This window comes from Deinococcus radiopugnans ATCC 19172, from assembly GCF_006335125.1.
Taxonomy (GTDB): domain Bacteria; phylum Deinococcota; class Deinococci; order Deinococcales; family Deinococcaceae; genus Deinococcus; species Deinococcus radiopugnans.
This window is the reverse complement of sequence record NZ_VDMO01000005.1, coordinates 184,568-199,655: the sequence shown is the minus strand read 5'-3', so window position 1 is coordinate 199,655 and position 15,088 is coordinate 184,568. Positions and strand designations below refer to the sequence as shown.

19 protein-coding genes are annotated in these 15,088 nt (G+C 65.3%); 13 read left to right on the top strand and 6 right to left on the bottom strand.

Going from position 1 to position 15,088, the window contains the following annotated elements:
• Positions 1 to 105: 105 nt before the first annotated feature.
• The 4 genes from FHR04_RS06385 to FHR04_RS06370 all read right to left on the bottom strand — a co-directional run bounded on the left by FHR04_RS06385 (position 106) and on the right by FHR04_RS06370 (position 3,492).
• Positions 106 to 1,086 (bottom strand): PDZ domain-containing protein, encoded by a 981-nt coding sequence (locus FHR04_RS06385; protein ID WP_139401735.1) that lies wholly within the window; start codon positions 1,084 to 1,086, stop codon positions 106 to 108.
• Positions 1,087 to 1,089: 3 nt separating this feature from the next.
• The gene (locus tag FHR04_RS06380) at positions 1,090 to 1,638 is read right to left on the bottom strand and encodes a DUF3995 domain-containing protein (RefSeq protein WP_139401733.1); all 549 of its coding nucleotides are present in this window, start codon (positions 1,636 to 1,638) and stop codon (positions 1,090 to 1,092) included.
• Positions 1,639 to 1,875: 237 nt separating this feature from the next.
• Positions 1,876 to 2,340 carry a hypothetical protein gene (locus tag FHR04_RS06375; RefSeq protein ID WP_139401731.1) on the bottom strand — a complete coding sequence of 155 codons (465 nt, stop codon included), beginning with the start codon at positions 2,338 to 2,340 and terminating at the stop codon, positions 1,876 to 1,878.
• A 147-nt stretch (positions 2,341 to 2,487) separates the two neighbouring features.
• Positions 2,488 to 3,492: a DNA-binding protein gene (locus tag FHR04_RS06370; RefSeq protein WP_139401729.1), complete on the bottom strand. Its 1,005-nt coding sequence runs from the start codon at positions 3,490 to 3,492 to the stop codon at positions 2,488 to 2,490.
• Positions 3,493 to 5,387: 1,895 nt separating this feature from the next.
• Between FHR04_RS06370 and FHR04_RS06365 the strand changes: the two genes are divergently transcribed.
• The 3 genes from FHR04_RS06365 (at position 5,388) to FHR04_RS06355 (ending at position 7,194) form a co-directional block, all read left to right on the top strand.
• Positions 5,388 to 5,675 (top strand): hypothetical protein, encoded by a 288-nt coding sequence (locus FHR04_RS06365; protein ID WP_139401727.1) that lies wholly within the window; start codon positions 5,388 to 5,390, stop codon positions 5,673 to 5,675.
• An 83-nt stretch (positions 5,676 to 5,758) separates the two neighbouring features.
• On the top strand, positions 5,759 to 6,805 hold the full coding sequence (locus FHR04_RS06360) for a zinc ribbon domain-containing protein (protein WP_139401725.1): 1,047 nt from the start codon (positions 5,759 to 5,761) through the stop codon (positions 6,803 to 6,805).
• A 50-nt stretch (positions 6,806 to 6,855) separates the two neighbouring features.
• Entirely contained in the window at positions 6,856 to 7,194 is a 339-nt protein-coding gene (locus FHR04_RS06355; RefSeq protein ID WP_139401723.1) for a hypothetical protein, read from the top strand.
• A gap of 154 nt (positions 7,195 to 7,348) precedes the next feature.
• Here FHR04_RS06355 and FHR04_RS06350 read toward each other — a convergent pair whose 3' ends face one another.
• Positions 7,349 to 7,657 (bottom strand): GNAT family N-acetyltransferase, encoded by a 309-nt coding sequence (locus FHR04_RS06350; protein ID WP_249039007.1) that lies wholly within the window; start codon positions 7,655 to 7,657, stop codon positions 7,349 to 7,351.
• 220 nt (positions 7,658 to 7,877) lie between these two features.
• Between FHR04_RS06350 and FHR04_RS06345 the strand changes: the two genes are divergently transcribed.
• The 10 genes from FHR04_RS06345 to FHR04_RS06305 all read left to right on the top strand — a co-directional run bounded on the left by FHR04_RS06345 (position 7,878) and on the right by FHR04_RS06305 (position 14,049).
• Complete coding sequence (locus FHR04_RS06345) at positions 7,878 to 8,075, top strand: hypothetical protein (protein ID WP_139401722.1); 198 nt, start codon at positions 7,878 to 7,880, stop codon at positions 8,073 to 8,075.
• Positions 8,076 to 8,547: 472 nt separating this feature from the next.
• Positions 8,548 to 8,868: an ArsR/SmtB family transcription factor gene (locus FHR04_RS06340; protein ID WP_139401720.1), complete on the top strand. Its 321-nt coding sequence runs from the start codon at positions 8,548 to 8,550 to the stop codon at positions 8,866 to 8,868.
• A gap of 4 nt (positions 8,869 to 8,872) precedes the next feature.
• The gene (locus tag FHR04_RS06335; RefSeq protein WP_139401718.1) at positions 8,873 to 9,334 is read left to right on the top strand and encodes an arsenate reductase ArsC; all 462 of its coding nucleotides are present in this window, start codon (positions 8,873 to 8,875) and stop codon (positions 9,332 to 9,334) included.
• Positions 9,335 to 9,339: 5 nt separating this feature from the next.
• The gene (locus tag FHR04_RS06330; protein ID WP_139401716.1) at positions 9,340 to 10,638 is read left to right on the top strand and encodes an arsenic transporter; all 1,299 of its coding nucleotides are present in this window, start codon (positions 9,340 to 9,342) and stop codon (positions 10,636 to 10,638) included.
• 14 nt (positions 10,639 to 10,652) lie between these two features.
• The gene (locus FHR04_RS21635) at positions 10,653 to 10,856 is read left to right on the top strand and encodes an arsenate reductase/protein-tyrosine-phosphatase family protein (protein WP_338084763.1); all 204 of its coding nucleotides are present in this window, start codon (positions 10,653 to 10,655) and stop codon (positions 10,854 to 10,856) included.
• Positions 10,853 to 11,575, top strand: a complete 723-nt coding sequence (locus FHR04_RS06320; RefSeq protein WP_139401714.1) for a metallophosphoesterase family protein — start codon at positions 10,853 to 10,855, stop codon at positions 11,573 to 11,575. Before FHR04_RS21635 ends, FHR04_RS06320 begins: the two co-directional genes overlap by 4 nt.
• Before the next feature lie 207 nt (positions 11,576 to 11,782).
• Positions 11,783 to 12,109, top strand: coding sequence for an ArsR/SmtB family transcription factor (locus FHR04_RS06315; protein ID WP_139401712.1), 327 nt, complete (start codon positions 11,783 to 11,785; stop codon positions 12,107 to 12,109).
• Positions 12,106 to 12,276 (top strand): hypothetical protein, encoded by a 171-nt coding sequence (locus tag FHR04_RS20910; protein WP_170213870.1) that lies wholly within the window; start codon positions 12,106 to 12,108, stop codon positions 12,274 to 12,276. Before FHR04_RS06315 ends, FHR04_RS20910 begins: the two co-directional genes overlap by 4 nt.
• Positions 12,277 to 12,319: 43 nt before the next feature.
• The gene (locus tag FHR04_RS06310; protein WP_139401710.1) at positions 12,320 to 12,859 is read left to right on the top strand and encodes a DUF6428 family protein; all 540 of its coding nucleotides are present in this window, start codon (positions 12,320 to 12,322) and stop codon (positions 12,857 to 12,859) included.
• Positions 12,859 to 14,049, top strand: coding sequence for an MFS transporter (locus tag FHR04_RS06305; RefSeq protein ID WP_139401708.1), 1,191 nt, complete (start codon positions 12,859 to 12,861; stop codon positions 14,047 to 14,049). The genes FHR04_RS06310 and FHR04_RS06305 overlap by 1 nt, the downstream gene beginning before the upstream one ends.
• Here FHR04_RS06305 and FHR04_RS21575 read toward each other — a convergent pair.
• Positions 14,034 to 14,165, bottom strand: a complete 132-nt coding sequence (locus FHR04_RS21575; protein WP_260170214.1) for a hypothetical protein — start codon at positions 14,163 to 14,165, stop codon at positions 14,034 to 14,036. The genes FHR04_RS06305 and FHR04_RS21575 overlap by 16 nt on opposite strands.
• Between the last annotated feature and the right edge of the window lie 923 nt (positions 14,166 to 15,088).

Below are 15,088 nucleotides of genomic sequence, written 5' to 3'. Positions count from 1 at the left end.
GACCATGTGCAGCATCGCGTATCCCGGCGCCCACCCTGGGTCAATCGGGGCGAGCGGCGCCTAACACTGGCCAATTCCCGCCCCCAGCCCCTTACAGGTCTACGGTTAACGCTGGACCATTCTGAGCTTCACCGTTCTGGTCTCTGTTCCCCGGTTGATGACCAGGGTGCGCTCCTGATTCGCCTCGCCAGCGATCATGACGTCCAAGTCCGCAATAGGCTTATTGAGGGTGGGCTGGCCGTCAATGCTCAGGATGAAATCACCGGATACGATGCCTGCGCGGGCAGCAGGCTGATCCTTGTCAACCGCAGTAATGATTGGGTAGTAATTGTTCCCGTCTGCGGTCCAGGGCGCAAAGCTCACTCCTATCCGGCCAGATTTTATGACGTTCTGAGGATCATTGGCCAAGGGCATTTTGGCGAATGTCTCGTACATCAGGTTCTGCATCGACACCCGGACGTCAGGGTTCTGTGATGTTCCAACGGCAGACGCAGACACCTGCTGTTGCTGGGTCTTCACGTCATAGATCAACACTGTGATTGCCGGGTAGTGGTAGCCACGGGTGTATCCAGGCGCAACGTACGTTCTGGACGTGTAATACCCAGGAACCGTCACAGTGCCACTCGTCCTACCCGTATACGTTCCCCAGCCTGAGGACGCTCCACCATAGTTAAAGGAGCCGCCTGAGTTCGAGTTGTACGTGGCGGTGGTGCCAGGGACGTAAGCAGGTGCGGTGTACTGCGTGGGCGGAACGTAGGTCTCACTGTACCGGCTGGAAGCGTCGACCAACACGGACAAGTCGGCGTCCTCTACCTTGTTCACGAAGCTGTACCCAAGCATCTCCATATAATTTCTCGCCTGGAACGCCAGGTGCTGTGCCGTGATGCCTGTAGCCTGGGCCTGATCAGTGATCTGCACCAGGGGTATGACGGTAAATGTCTTCAGCTTGGGCATGGTGGGCGCCAAGCCGACTTGAACATTGATTGAAGGGGCCTGCTCCAGGGCGGCGGGCGCAAAATTGGTGCTTGTTGCGGGCGCGCAGGCGGTGAGCGCAGCTGCCACTGATCCCAGCAAAACCTTTTTCATGGCTCACTGTACTGCCCGCCGATCTGGTCCGCGTACCGCATTGCAGGAGCTGTAGACGGTGCTCTGTCGGTCTGGGGGAGCTGTTGAAGTGCCGGCGCTGCCCGTGCCGCCCACTGCCGTCGCCGACTGGCCCCTGGGCCTGAACGCCAGCACACCGTACAGGGCGGCCGGCACCAAGCACAGAGGGGTGTACAACCGCGCATCGTTGCGGGCAAACAGGCTGTCCCCACCCAGCCGGGTCAGACCGACCTCGCGCCCATCCCCGACGGCCCGCAGCAGGAACATCAGGGTGGTCAGGCGCAGCGGCCAGCGCACCCGGGGCGAGCGGGCGTCCAGGGCGGCCACGCCCATGCTCGCCAGCCCGGCCGCCACACCCAGCGTCATCACGGGGGGCGGCGTGAACGCCAGCGCTCCACTGTCTGCCTCCGGAAGGGCCGCCGTCAGACCCACCGTTCCACCTGCGGCCCAGTACACATGCACCGTGGCAATGGTTCCCGTGAGCAGGGCCGCGCCGATAGAGACAGCGCGGTAGGCAGTCGAGGGTTGGGGCATGGGCCTATCACAACGTGCCCAGGGCTACAAAATGTCCCCAGGCCGCGCCCCTAGGGCGTATATCGGCTGGGAAGCGGCATGGCGATACCGTACCGCTCGCCACCCACAGTGACGGCACAGGAGAAAACGCCCTACGCTCGTGCGCGGCATGGAGGATGCGGCGCTGCTGATCAATGGGCGCCACAGGCCGCATGGGAGAAAAGGAAGACTGGGGGACCGATCCCCCTGCCTCCACCCTCAGCCGAACAGAATCTCGCCGAACAGGGCCAGCTGCACCGCCGCGTCGGCCTGCTGCGCGTCCAGGACCGGCGGTCCGAAATCGCCGAGACCCAGGTGCCCCCGCGCGGCCTCGCGGCAGTAGATCTGCGCGACCGCGTCGCGCAGCCGGGGAATGCTCAAGCGGGCCTCAGGCATCTCCGGCTCACAGGGGACGAACACCCAGGTGGCCCCCAGCAGCGGCAGTTCCTCGAAGCACAGCGTGTCACCAGTGTCGGTCGGCTCACCGCGCAGCGCGCTGGCCTGCTCGGGTGTCAGCCGGTCCGGAACCGCGTCGTCGTCCTCGACGCGGAGCTCATCGCACCAGTAGGCGCAGCCGTACAGGGCCATGCCCAGCACACCCACCAGGTGACGGTCGGTGACCTCCTGGGGCGTGGTCGGGAAGTTCTTGTCTGTGGGATCGAATTCGTCGTGGGTCGTATACATACAAATTCAGTTTCCTTCCCCACCCTGCGGTCCACACGTCCATGGTGATGTGAAATGGGTGGCCTGGCGGCGTCCATCTGGCAGCGTTACGGCGGGGATCGGCAGTTGCCATCACCTCCACTGGGGCTTCACATTTCGGCACCCATATTAGTCTGCGGGCTTGTCGCGCTCCGGCAGACGCGCGAGGGCCTGCTGCACAAGCTGCTGCTGGATCTCCAACTGCTGGCGCAGGCTGCTCAGCTCGCCCTGCATCCGGTCACGCTCGCTGGTGATGGCCTGCACGTGTGCCTGTAGCTCAGCGGCGTGTGCGCCGGCGGCCTGGCGGACCTCCCGGACCTGCTCTTCCAGCTGACGGGCACGCTCACCTTCGGCAGCGGCCTGTTGGCGCAGTTCCTGTTCGTTCCGGCTGCTGATTTCCTGGACGCTCGCCAGCCGCTGCTGGGCCTGCTCCTGCGCCTGGCGCAGCGCACGTTCCCCGTCGGCGCGGGCCTGCTGCAGCGCGCGCTCCCCTTCATTGCGGGCCTCCTCACGCGCCTGCGTGACCGCAGCGTCCCGCTGCTGGGCGGCCTCGTGGCGCTCGCGTTCCCGGGCCTCACGCTCACTGCCCAGGTCTGCACGCGTGCGCTCCAGCTCGCCGGTCAGCTGCTGTTCGGCGGCCTGCGCCTGTGCCGCGCTCGTCTGCACCGCTGTCAGCTGCGTGCGCAGCTCACTGACCTCGCCCAGCAGGTGCTGTTCGCGCTGCTGCGCCTCCTGCAGTCGGGCCTGCACGCTCTCAACCTGCCATTCGAGGTCAGCGGTCAGGTCATCGGCCTCGCGGCGCTCCTGCGCCGCCTGGCTGAGCTCCTGTTGCATCTGCTCGCGTTCGGCGGCCAGACGGGTGTGGGCCACCTCCGTGGCGGCCGCCCACAGGCGCTCTGTCGCTGTGTGCAGGAGGTCAGCGACCGTCGTTGGGAGCTGCAGGGCCGGGGAAACCGAGCCTGCAGGCGGCTGATGCTGTTCGCGCCACTCGCGCATCAGGTCTGACAGCGTCTGGCCCCCTCCACGTCCCAGGTGGGCACGCACGTTCTGTAGTGTCGGCTTCTCGCCGCTGGCTGCGATCTCCTCAGCAGCCTTGAAAATCTCTTCCCGAGTGATGGTTGGCGGCCTACCCATATCTGTGTCTCATATCGTATCGAATTGTATCGTACTACGAAAAGATACTTTGCTTAATCTTTCCACATTCTTTTGGGTCCTTCCTGCGTCTGCCCTCGGGCGCCTCTCTGCCACAACAACCATCAGACCCGCCAAGGGATTCACCCTCCGATTGGCCTTGGTGGTTGGGCGGGCGCCGTGTATCGTTGTCTGTTCCTTCAAGCTCCTGCGCCGGCTGTCTGAAGGATCGTCATAAGGAGAGTTGTCTTGCCGATGGCGACTCGAACCAGACGCTCCATTTGAATGGCCTGGAATTTCTGGACCAGCTGTCCTCTCCCTCAACGGTCGCGATCTGCCTCGAACTGTGCTGCTCAGCCATAATCCCCCGCGGATTCCCATCCCCACTCGCCGGCAGCGTGCATAGGCCGCCTCCGCCACGCCTCCAGCCCCGCACTGGAGGCTTTTTTCATACGGCGCCCCGCGACGCGCCACCCTCATGCAGTGTGGGCTCACGGAGCCCACCCACCGCAAAACCCACGATCGAACCGCACGGCCAGTCGTTCTGCGCCCACCATAAGCAATGTCGGGCGGACCTCAGCCCACCACCAGTTGCCCGTGGGCCATGACGGGTACCCACCATGGGTCATGCGCCCACCACCGGCCGTGTGCGCAGGCCGCCGATCCCATCACGGGCCATCTGGCGTGGGCCGTGGGCCACCGGGCGCCAACACTGCGTGGGTAGCTCTGGTCACCACCTCCCGACATCCGTCGCCGGCGCACGTGGTGCCGCGCGGTGTCGTACAGCCCACGCGTTCCGGGCTAGGCCGGCTGGGCGCGGGGTTCCTGGAGTGCAGTCCTGGTGGAGCAATGGACCACCAGTGCGTGACGTGTCATGCGGACACTCTCATGATCTAGAACCCGATGCCGTCCAGGCCGCAGGAACACAGGTCAGCAAAACTTTGAATGACGTAAGACTTCTGGATCAGCTGTCCTCCCCCACAACTTGCGCGATCTGCCCCCGTAATGCGCGGCTCAGCCACATATTTCCCCACGGATTCCCATCCCCGCTCGCAGCATCAGCGGCAGCATTCGCACGGGCCACACCCACGGTACGACCCACCGCGCGTCATATCGCGGGTGACCTACCGCCGGCGAGTTGCAACGCCGGACCGGCATCACCGGCTGATCGTGCAGGCTCCGCCTACCGCTGGCTCCAGCTGGCTGATGGAAGGCGGAACTCACGTAGAGCAAAGCTCTGAGACTGATGTGATGCGTCAGCTGAGTCGTCCGATGGCGCTCAACTCGGGCGGTGTTCGGCGTATCGGCCCCCAGGTGGCGTTCAAGCCGCCGACGGTGCGTTGTCACTGCGCTGCTAGGCCTGGGCAGAGAGCACGGGGCATCCATTGCCAGGATCCCCAATCAGCGCGTTGCGGCGGATTCTCATCTGTCAGCGCGCAGGGTGGCCTAGAAGTCGTCTTGCACCGTCAGTTCAAGTGACCACGCAATACAGCAAAACTTTGAATGACCTAGAACTTCCTCTCGGTTGTCCAAGCGTGGCCGGGAGTGGGGCCGGGTTGAATGGCGCCTTCTAAAATCCCCGGCGACTGCGCCGTGGTCAGCCTTTGCGGCCCCACTCCTGGACACCCACACCCGCACCATGGGCAGCTCCATCGGAGCCATGCCTCGCCGCCGTACGGCCAGAGCCACCGTGGAGCTCGGCACACATCTGATTCCACCGTCAACCCATCGCGCGCAGTATCCCACCACGGGCCAACTCGGGCGCTTCTGCCCACCACGGGCCGGTCGCGGCGAGTCTGAGCGCATCGCCGGCAGATGAGGCGGCGTTCGCCCACGCGCTGTCACTGACCGCGCCTGTGATCGAGCAGGGACACACTTGCGATGCAAGATTTAGCGGCATGACATCAAACTCGCCCGAGCAGCTCCAAACCCAACTCAACGCGCTGGTGATCGCCGGCGCAGTCTCCAATCCTCTGGCCGAGGTGTTCGCGGTGTGGGATCAGGTGCGCGCGCAGCAGCCTGAGGCGTGGCAGGAAATGTGCCTCCGGGTCATCGCTGACCCGCAGCATGACGTGCTGCGGGCCCTGTGCCGGCAGTGTGATGCGTTCTGGGGCTGCCGCGTGCCGCTGCACCCGGAACTCGCAGAACAGGTGAGCGCAATGCTGGATGCGGTCGCTGACCGCTGACACTAGCGCTGGGGGCGCCCAGCGCCTGAAGAACAGGGGCAAGGAGGTGTTGGAAAGGGAATGGGCAGGAGGAACGAGGAAAGATGCTTATAACCCGACACAACATCAGAATCGCCAACCGTCAGGCGTGGCAGCTGGACGAGCTCACGCGCACCGGCTGGTTGATTGCGGAGGATCGTCCTATCAGCGGCATGACGGGTGGCCAGGTGTACCGTCCCGCCCGCGTAACTCAGAGGGCGTTGGACGACAACCAGCTGCTGATCGGTGAGGTCAGCCTGCAGACCGAGCTGCACCGGTTGCCTCAGGCCGAATACTGGGCGCTGGTCTGCGGTTCGCCCGGGTACACGATCTACCCGGGCACGGAAGAACGGACAGACGCTTTGCTGTCTCCGCTGACGCCGCGCGAACAGCAGGCGTGGCTGGGCGACCTGGTGGAAAGCGTGAGGGCCGGCCGGGTACCAGCTGCCGGCAGAACCGTGACGGTGGTCTGGCAGCCGGAGGGCACGCGCCTGGTGCGGCTGGGAACCCTGTGGTTCGCCAGCCTGCAATTTGCAGCGCCGCAGCCGAGGAAGCCAGCGCGGATCAATCGCGTCCACCTGGGCATCGACATTGGACTGCGTCCCCTGGCTGTTGCGGTGAGCGCTCGCGACACGTTCTGCCCTGGCTACGTGCAGCGGCTGGATGATCTCGACAAAGACCTGGCTGACCTGCCCCTTCCCCTTCTGGAAGACGTGCGCGCTGAACTCGGACGCGTACAGTACGCCGTCGCGCGCCAGAGCCTGCACGGATTCACTGGCCAGATCATGGAATTCGCCTGCAGCGTCACCGTTGAGCGCCTCAACCTGACCACCTTCGAAAGCGACTTTGTGGCGCAGGGGCGGCGCGAAGCCATCATTGATTGGCATCAAAGCTGGCTGCCTCAGGCGCTGCGTGTGGCCGGTCTCGCGCCATTGCTGCGGGTGGAGCCGTACGGCACGAGTCAGTACTGCAGTCTCTGCCGCCGCAAGGGACAGCGTGACCGACACCGCTTCGCGTGCCCCCGTTGTGGCGTGCTGGACGCACACGTCAATGCTGGCCGCAACATCCTCAATCGGGGCTGGGCCGTACGCCGCTCCAAGGCCCGGAACTAGTGAGTGTTCCCCCGCAGCTTCCTGATGACGTGAATCCTGAGGAGACCGCAATGAATGAGGACGTGGGGCCAGCTGGACCGCTGGGCACACGGCGGGTGTACACCCTGCACCTGGACTACGACGCCACTGGGGAAGGTGTCCTGACCCAGATGCTGGTCACAGTCGCCACCAGCGAGGACGAGGCGCGGGGGCGCTTCTGGGACACTTTCTGGCAGGGCAAGGCAGGAGCACGTGACTACTTCGGTCGCGGCCTGACCGTTCAACTGGGCGTGGACCGGGAGCGGCTGGCGGCGTGGCTGACGCCGCGCTTTCTGGACCGGTTAGAAGTGCGGGCCAGCCAGGCGGGGGCGCTGACCTTCTCGCTGGGCTGGGCGTTTAATCTCAGCTGAAGGCAGCAGGGCGTAGGGGCGTAGGTTGAAGCGGGGACCACAGGCTTACGATCCTCGCAGGGCATGCGAGAGTCTCTGCGCCGGATCCCTTAAATCAATTTCAAAGCAGTCAGACCCTTCCCGCCCCCGAGGGCATGGCCTGATAGCCCATCGCTTAGTACACCAGACCGGCTTCTCGCTGATTGGCGTACCGGAACACATACCGGATGGGATCGGCCTTCGCCCACTCTTCCACCGCTTGCATCAGGGCGCGTCCCACACCCTGCCAACGCCCAGCTGGAAGGGTAGACAGATCCTCCAACTTCATTGTCCGGTGCTGGTTGCCTGAACGTAGCAAAGGGTCGCAGTCATTCGCCAGAGCATACCCAGGCAACCGTTCTGCCTGCCCTGCCGCGATGAGATGATGGTTGGGCGCCGCACAGAAGCGGTCATTGAGGGCCCCTTCATCGTCCACAAAGCCCATGTCCAACAGCATGGGATTGCGTTGTCGAAAATCGGCTGGTCGCGCTTTTCGGATGTGTCTGGCCAGAGTGTGCCAGGAACGGCTGGGGGACGCGTCACGACGATATGGAGTGGCAGTTGCGTGCATACCCGAGGGTGACGAGGCAGCGCCCACTCCGCGCAACAGGAAGCAGCGTGCGAGGGCTGGTACCCTGGTGCATGTGCGCAGGAAGGTCGTAACCATGAAGAACAACATCCTGTTCGAGCTGACGATCGCCGTGCCCGTGCGGCGCATGCCCGTGGAGCCTGCGTCGCCCGAGCCGCGGGTGCTGGCCCAGGTGGACGAGGGCGGCTACCAGCAGCAGGTCGTCGGGCGGGCCAGCGACCTGCCGGCGACGCTGGCCTGGCTGGAGGAGCAGGCCATGCAGCGCAGCGGCTGAATTTGCAAGTGAACACGTCCTAGCGGCCTTCCTCCACGTATTCAGGCCAATCCAGAGGCACCAGGTAGCCTTCATCATGAAGCTGCACGCGTTGCCAGAGAGCCGAGGACGACAGACGTTCTTGGAACGATTCGTCGCGTGGCCGAGCTCAGAACCGCTGACAGCTGATCGCGCACCTTCTTCCCCGGCAGAACAAAAACAATTGGAACCCTGGTTTGCTGTACAGCCCTACCTGAAGCTCAGTATTGTGTCGGATTCACTTCATTCTTAGTCCGTGAGAACCAAGCTGTGATCCGGGTCTCCCATGCCCTGCAGGAGAATGAAAATTATCTTTGACCGCGCTCTAAGCGGTTAATACACGCACTCTGGTGGCAGTCACGGGGCATCACAACAGGGCGAGATGCAGATCTGCGCGTCAAAGCCCACGAGCGCTGGGCTCCGCCCGGGCAGCTCAATCAAATAGAATGGGTGCATGACTGTGCAGACCGCCCCGAGTGTCCTGGATCAGCTGAAGGCCCTCTCGCACGAAATCAGGTATGACCTGGTGCAGCATCTGGCGCAGGGCGAACGCTGCGTATGTGACCTCGAAGCGTTGCTGGAGCTGCCGCAGTCCAAGGTGTCCTACCACCTGAGCATCCTGCGGGAAACTGGGCTGGTCCGCTCCGAGCAGCGCGGGAAAAACGTCTATTACACCCTTCAGTGTGCGCCGCTCTTTCACCTGGGGGGCGCCCTGCTCAGCGAGATCTTTCCAGATGGCCCCAGCTTGACGCATCAAAACAATTCGATATGCTAAAACCATGCCCCGCGTCCTGATCCTCTGCACCCACAACTCCGCCCGCAGCCAGATGGCCGAAGCCCTCACCCGCGCCGCCGCCCGACAGGCCGGCCTTGACCTGGAGGTGCACTCCGCCGGCACGGAAGCCACCCGGGTCAAGGACGAGGCCAGAGCCGTCATCGCTGAACTCGGCCTGAACCTCGACGGGTACACCAGCAAGACCCTGTGGGACGTGCCTGACGCGCAGCATTTTGATTACGTGGTGACGGTCTGCGACAGCGCTGCCGAAGCCTGCCCCGTCTACCCCGGGAAGACCGAGCGCCGCCACTACCCTTTTGTTGACCCGAGCGGCGGCAGCCTCGACCGCTGGCGGGCCGTGCGCGACCAGCTGAAGATCCAATTTGATGCTTTTGTGCAGGCCCTGGGCGACGGCCGGGACATTCCCCCCACCTATGCCGACAGCCCCGCTGTGGACGCGCGGTAAGCCGGATGGTCCTCGCCGTTCTGATCTTCCTGTTCACCCTGGTGCTGGTGATCTGGCAACCCAAACTGAAATGGCAGCCGCATGGCCTCGGGATCGGGTGGAGTGCCTCGCTGGGAGCGCTGCTGGCGCTGCTGACCGGCGTCGTCAGCGTCACCGACATTCCCGTGGTGTGGGACATCGTCTGGAACGCGACCATCACCTTCGTTGCGCTGATCATCATCAGCCTGATCCTCGACGAGGGGGGCTTTTTCAAGTGGGCTGCATTGCATGTCGCCCGCTGGGGCGGGGGACGTGGACGGCTGTTGTTCCCGCTGGTCATCCTGCTGGGCGCCGCCGTGAGTGCCCTGTTCGCGAACGACGGCACCGCGCTGATCCTCACGCCCATCGTGCTGGCCATGCTGACCGCCCTGGGCTTCCGGCCTGCGGCGACGCTCGCGTTCATCCTGGCCACCGGCTTCATCGCGGACAGCGCCAGCCTGCCGCTGGTGATCAGCAACCTGGTCAACATTGTCAGCGCCGACTACTTCGACCTGGGCTTCGGGGAGTACGCCTCGGTGATGGTCCCGGTCGATATTGCGGCCGTCCTGGCCAGCCTTGGCATGCTGTACTGGATGTTCCGTCGTGACCTGCCGGGGTACTACGACCCCTCCACGCTGGAAGCCCCGGGCAGCGCCATCCGGGACCCGGCGGTCTTCAAGGTCGGGTGGATCGTGCTGGGCGTGCTGCTGGTCGGCTACTTCGCTGCTGGCCCCCTGGGGATCCCCGTCAGTGTGGTCGCCGTCCTGGGCGCCGTGCTGCTGTGGCTGGTGGCCGCCAGGGGCAAGGCCGTGAGCACCCGCGCGGTTCTGAAGGGCGCGCCGTGGCAGATCGTCCTCTTCTCGCTGGGCATGTACCTCGTGGTCTACGGGCTGCGCAACGCCGGGCTGACCGATCTGCTTGCGGGGGTGCTGGACCGCTTCGCGGCCGGCGGCTTGTGGAGCGCGACGCTGGGAACAGGCGTCCTCACTGCCGTGCTCGCCAGCGTGATGAACAACCTGCCCAGCGTGCTGATCGGTGCGCTCGCCATCGACGCGTCGTCCGCCACCGGCGCCGTCAAGCAGGGCATGATCTACGCCAACGTCGTCGGGAACGATCTGGGGCCGAAGATCACGCCGATTGGCAGCCTGGCCACGCTGCTGTGGCTGCACGTGCTGGCCACCAAAGGGGTTCGCATCAGCTGGGGGCAGTACTTCAAGGTGGGCATCGTCCTGACCCTGCCGGTGCTGCTCGTTACCCTCGCCGCGCTCGCCCTGCGCCTCTCGTGAACAAGGAGGAAACCATGAAATCCCCTTCAGTCCTGTTCATCCCCACCGGCAACACCGCTCGCTCTCAGATGGCCCAGGTGCTGCTCGAGCACCATGGCCAGCAACGCTTCGAGGTCATGTCCGCGGGGCTGGAGCCAGGCGAGGTACACCCTCTGACCCGCCAGGTGCGCGACCAGATCGACGCGCAGGTCAGGCAGTGGATGGAGGCTCAGGGATGAAAATCGCCGTATTCGGAGATGTTCACGGAAATCGGTTCGCGCTGGACGCCGTTGTGCACGACATCGAGCGCCACCAGCCGGACGCGTGGGTGAACCTGGGCGATCAGCTGTTCGGCGGTGCGGACCCGGCCGGGGCCTGGCAGCTGCAACAGGCGCTCAAAGCGCAGCGCGGCGTGTTGGAAGTGCGGGGCAACACCGACGAACGGCTCGGGCAGGTGCTGACCGACACGACCGAGAAGCGCAGGATGCTTCAGTGGCTGCATGACCAGCTGCCCGGGGGCGCCGGTGCGTACGTTGCCGGACTGCCCACCCACGTCGCGCTCGCCGGGGGGCAGGTAATCGCCGCACACGGCACGCCAGACAGCGCCTGGACGTACCTGCTGCGGGACGGGAAGGGGTGGGCCAGCGACGATCTTGTTCTGGAGCGGCTGGGCGACCTCGGCGAGGCCCGCGTGGTGATCGTCGGGCACTCGCACCTGGAACATGTCCGGCAGATCGGGCGGCTGACGGTCGTGAACGCTGGCGCTGTGTCCCGGCAGAAGGACGGCAGTCCACTGGCCCGCTGGGTCTTGCTCGAAGGTCAGGATGACGTGTGGAACGTCACGTTCCGTCGCGTGGCGTATGACGTTGAAGCGGCGGCCCGCTGGGCAGAGCAGCTGGCGCATCAGGGCGCCGAAGAGGCCGCGCAACTGCGCACGGGGAGCACCGTCAACTTCTGAACAGGCTGAAGAGCTGGCGGACGCCACCCTGATCCTGACCACGGTCAGCCTGGGTGGCAGCTTTCCCTTGCTGGCTGTGGGCCAGCACCACCCGATCATTGGGCGGCGTGCACTCGCGTCAGTGCCCTTGAGAGGGCCCGCGTCCCGCTTGCGAGATCTCCGCTCAGTCCCATTGACATTCTTCGATCTATCCTCTAATTTACATCTATGAACTTCGATGAGACGGCAAGCGTGTTCAAGGCGCTGGGGGACGCGCACCGCCTGCGGGCGCTGCACTTCCTGGCCACCGCGGACGCCGGCTGCTGCTCGACCGGGCAGGGCATCTGCACCTGCGATGTTCAGGAGCGGCTCGGCCTCTCCCAGCCCACCACCAGCCACCACATGAAAATCCTGGTCGACGCCGGCCTGGTCCACGCCGAGAAAAGCAGCAAATGGACGTACTACACCCTGAGTGCCCAGGGCCTACTCATCGTCCGTTCTGCCCTTGATCGCCTGCTGGCCGCCGCGCCCCAGGCTCAGAAGGAGGCCGTATGAATCTCGTCACCTTTCACCAGATCGCCCTGATGCACCACCAGGACCTGCTGCACGCAGCCGAGCAACAGCGCGCCGCACACCTTGCACAGCAGGAACGTCCAGCCACCACCAGGCCATCCGGCGTGATTCACCTCCCGGCCCGCTCGACCCCCTGCGCCACCTGCTGATTTTTGCCCTCACGCATCGACACTCTTCGATCAGGAGCCTGCCATGACCCAGACGATTCCCGGACTCACCGACCAGACCACCACCGCCGCCCTGCTCGCCGATCTGCGCGCGCTTCCCCAGCGTCCGCTGGAATTCCACCTGCACGGTGAACGGCTGGTCCCCGCGGGCTACCACGTCACCGAAGTCAAAGCCGTCACTATCGAAGCGATGGACTGCGGCGGCAAAGCGAACGCCTGGCGGGAGACCGTGATTCAGCTGATGGACGGCAGCGCCGAGGAAGCGAAAGCCGGCTTCATGACCAACCGCAAGTTCCTGGCCATCTACGACCGCGTGGTGAAAAGCATCCCCGTGCGTGCCGAAGCCGAAGTCCGCTTCGAGTACGGCAACACGGCTGTCCCTGCGCTGCAGTACCACGTGACCCACGTCGAAGCTCAACCTGACCGCGTGATCGTGCACCTGCGCACCCCCGGCGTGCAGTGCAAAGCTGGGGACCGCTGCGGCGTAACCGCCGCCGGTGCCGACGAGGGCTGTGCGCCTGAGAGTGGCTGCTGCACCCCGCAGGCCCCCATCTCGCTGGGCTGATGACCCACCCGGCTGCCGGCAGGCGTCCGCTCGTGTGGGCGCTGGCCGGCCTCACAACGGTCGCGTACGGGGCCCTGTACTACGCCCAGCCCCTGCTCGCTGTGGCCACCGAACACGAACGCGGCTGGACCCGGGCGCAGACGAATTTAGCCTTCACCCTCGCCCTGCTGGTCACGGCGTTCATGGCCCCGGCCGTCGGCCGGGCCCTCGATGCGCGGGGCGGCCGGGGCCTGCTCAGTGTGGGCGCCCTTCTTGGCGCCCTGGCCTTCACGCTCCTGGCCGCATCCACCACCTACGTGGTCTTTCTCCTGGGGTGGCTGCTCGCCGGTGCCGCCATGGCCCTGACCTTCTACGAGGCGGCCTTTACTGCGCTCGGGCAGCAGGTCCAGGGCGCGGTGCGCACCCGCGCCACGCTGACCATCACGCTGATCGCGGGCCTGGCCAGTACCATTTTCGTGCCGCTCACCACGGCGCTGCTGGGGCAGTGGGGGTTGAAAGGTACGTTCCTGGGCCTGGCTGGACTGCTGCTGCTGGCTGCCGGCGTGACCTGGAGCGGCCTTCCTCCGGAAAGGACCCGCTGGTCAGCGGCTGGCCCGTCGGTCCCCTTTCAGCCGGACCCACCGTTCCGGACGCTCACCCTGGCGTTCACGCTGGCGCGGATCGTGACCGTCGGGATCGGCCTGCAACTGGCGCCTCTGCTGCTCGCCGCGGGCCATTCGCCAGCCCTCGCCGCGGGGCTCACGGGCCTGATGGGCCTGGCCGCGCTGCCCGGCCGGGTGGTGTTCGTACCGCTCCTGGCCAGATTTGGAGCGCTGCCGCTGACCACGGCGTTGTTCGGACAACTTGCTGCGGGCGCCGCGCTGCTGCACTTCGCGCAGAACCCAGTGCTCGCCGCGCTGGGCATCGTGGCGTTCGGACTGGCCAGTGGAGCCCTGACCCTGGCCCGCGCGGAACTCCTGGCCCAGCGGTATCCACCGGAGGTGTTCGGGGCGGCCAACGGGCGAATGGCGCGCCCGGTGAATCTCGCACAGGCCCTGACGCCGTTTGGCGTCGGGCTGCTGCTGACCTGGACCGGGGGGTACAGCGGGTCGCTGTGGCTGCTGACCGGCCTGGGCGTGGCGGCTGGGGTGGCCCTGCTGGCTGGAGCTGGATTCAACCGGAAGGCTGCGGGCGATCAGACCGTCACCTGACCGATCAAGGCTGCACTCAGGCAAAGTGCCGGCCTTTTGGGCAGTTGGCGCAGATCCTGCTCGCGGCCGTGCAGTAGGGCGAGCGCACCCGCCGGTGACCCCGGCAGGTGGGTCATAGATCAGGATAGACCCGGAAGACGAGCTTCCGTGGCCGGACTGGACCAGGCGGGCGGGCAGCCAGTGGCTCAGCACCTGACACTTTGCGGGCAATGGCGTCCTGAACGCAGTGCGGCATAACAACGGTTGGCAGAGGGTCAGGCCGAAAAAAGGGCAGACTCTGCCACCGTCATGACGGTCCGCACGTGCCGGTGAGCAGGGCTGGTGAACAGCGCTCTCGGCCTCGCGCCACCCGGTCGGTCACGCCCCCGGGCTGTACTGTCCCTCGCTCCGCCCCAGGGGGACTGCAGTGGGGACGGCAGGGGCTCCGTGGATCTCATGATGCGGTGGCAGAGGTATGGCTGCCATAAGGAGAGACAATTTGCCTGGGGGCTCAGGGGCTGCAGGCCTGTGGCATCTAGGGGTCCATCGTCAGCATCAGTTGAATGACTTCGAACCCACCGTGCGCACTGTCGCGTGTCCTGTACCCATCATGGGCTGTCGCTTGTGCGCGGCGCCTCAGCCTGAGCACTTTGCGTGCGCAACATCCACGTTCGCCCCTGGCCCTGGCTCTCCATTCCCGCGGGGAGGGCCGTCGTCAGGCGGCACTGATGGTTCCAGTGCCGCTTGGCGCCGCGTCGCCGGCCTGGCCAGGCGTGCGCCCGAGGGCACTCCATTGTGCTGTCAGGCCAGTTCTCATCTTTTTGCAGCGCGAGTCCAAGCAATGCCCACCTGGACGGACTGGAGCGCTTCCCCACAGGGGTCCGGGAAACTTTGATTGACCTAGAACTTCCGGGCAGGCTGTCCTTCCCCAAGGTGGGTCCGATCTACGCCCTCATGCGCGGCTCAGCGGCAATTTTGCCCGCGCCCACCAGCATCGGCAGCAGCCACGCCGGGGGGACTGCGCATCAGACCCACCATGCGTTGCATGACGTGCCTGGGC

Excerpts from the sequence above, each read along its gene's own strand:
- FHR04_RS06360 (WP_139401725.1), top strand. The coding sequence starts at position 5,759 with ATGCTTATAACCCGACACAACATCAGAATCGCCAACCGTCAGGCGTGG.
- FHR04_RS21575 (WP_260170214.1), bottom strand. The coding sequence starts at position 14,165 with ATGACCCACCTGCCGGGGTCACCGGCGGGTGCGCTCGCCCTACTGCAC.
- FHR04_RS06310 (WP_139401710.1), top strand. The coding sequence starts at position 12,320 with ATGACCCAGACGATTCCCGGACTCACCGACCAGACCACCACCGCCGCC.
- FHR04_RS21635 (WP_338084763.1), top strand. The coding sequence starts at position 10,653 with ATGAAATCCCCTTCAGTCCTGTTCATCCCCACCGGCAACACCGCTCGC.
- FHR04_RS06385 (WP_139401735.1), bottom strand. The coding sequence starts at position 1,086 with ATGAAAAAGGTTTTGCTGGGATCAGTGGCAGCTGCGCTCACCGCCTGC.
- FHR04_RS06345 (WP_139401722.1), top strand. The coding sequence starts at position 7,878 with ATGAAGAACAACATCCTGTTCGAGCTGACGATCGCCGTGCCCGTGCGG.
- FHR04_RS20910 (WP_170213870.1), top strand. The coding sequence starts at position 12,106 with ATGAATCTCGTCACCTTTCACCAGATCGCCCTGATGCACCACCAGGAC.
- FHR04_RS06340 (WP_139401720.1), top strand. The coding sequence starts at position 8,548 with ATGACTGTGCAGACCGCCCCGAGTGTCCTGGATCAGCTGAAGGCCCTC.
- FHR04_RS06365 (WP_139401727.1), top strand. The coding sequence starts at position 5,388 with ATGACATCAAACTCGCCCGAGCAGCTCCAAACCCAACTCAACGCGCTG.
- FHR04_RS06315 (WP_139401712.1), top strand. The coding sequence starts at position 11,783 with ATGAACTTCGATGAGACGGCAAGCGTGTTCAAGGCGCTGGGGGACGCG.
- FHR04_RS06370 (WP_139401729.1), bottom strand. The coding sequence starts at position 3,492 with ATGGGTAGGCCGCCAACCATCACTCGGGAAGAGATTTTCAAGGCTGCT.
- FHR04_RS06305 (WP_139401708.1), top strand. The coding sequence starts at position 12,859 with ATGACCCACCCGGCTGCCGGCAGGCGTCCGCTCGTGTGGGCGCTGGCC.
- FHR04_RS06350 (WP_249039007.1), bottom strand. The coding sequence starts at position 7,657 with ATGGGCTTTGTGGACGATGAAGGGGCCCTCAATGACCGCTTCTGTGCG.
- FHR04_RS06335 (WP_139401718.1), top strand. The coding sequence starts at position 8,873 with ATGCCCCGCGTCCTGATCCTCTGCACCCACAACTCCGCCCGCAGCCAG.
- FHR04_RS06380 (WP_139401733.1), bottom strand. The coding sequence starts at position 1,638 with ATGCCCCAACCCTCGACTGCCTACCGCGCTGTCTCTATCGGCGCGGCC.
- FHR04_RS06320 (WP_139401714.1), top strand. The coding sequence starts at position 10,853 with ATGAAAATCGCCGTATTCGGAGATGTTCACGGAAATCGGTTCGCGCTG.
- FHR04_RS06330 (WP_139401716.1), top strand. The coding sequence starts at position 9,340 with ATGGTCCTCGCCGTTCTGATCTTCCTGTTCACCCTGGTGCTGGTGATC.
- FHR04_RS06375 (WP_139401731.1), bottom strand. The coding sequence starts at position 2,340 with ATGTATACGACCCACGACGAATTCGATCCCACAGACAAGAACTTCCCG.
- FHR04_RS06355 (WP_139401723.1), top strand. The coding sequence starts at position 6,856 with ATGAATGAGGACGTGGGGCCAGCTGGACCGCTGGGCACACGGCGGGTG.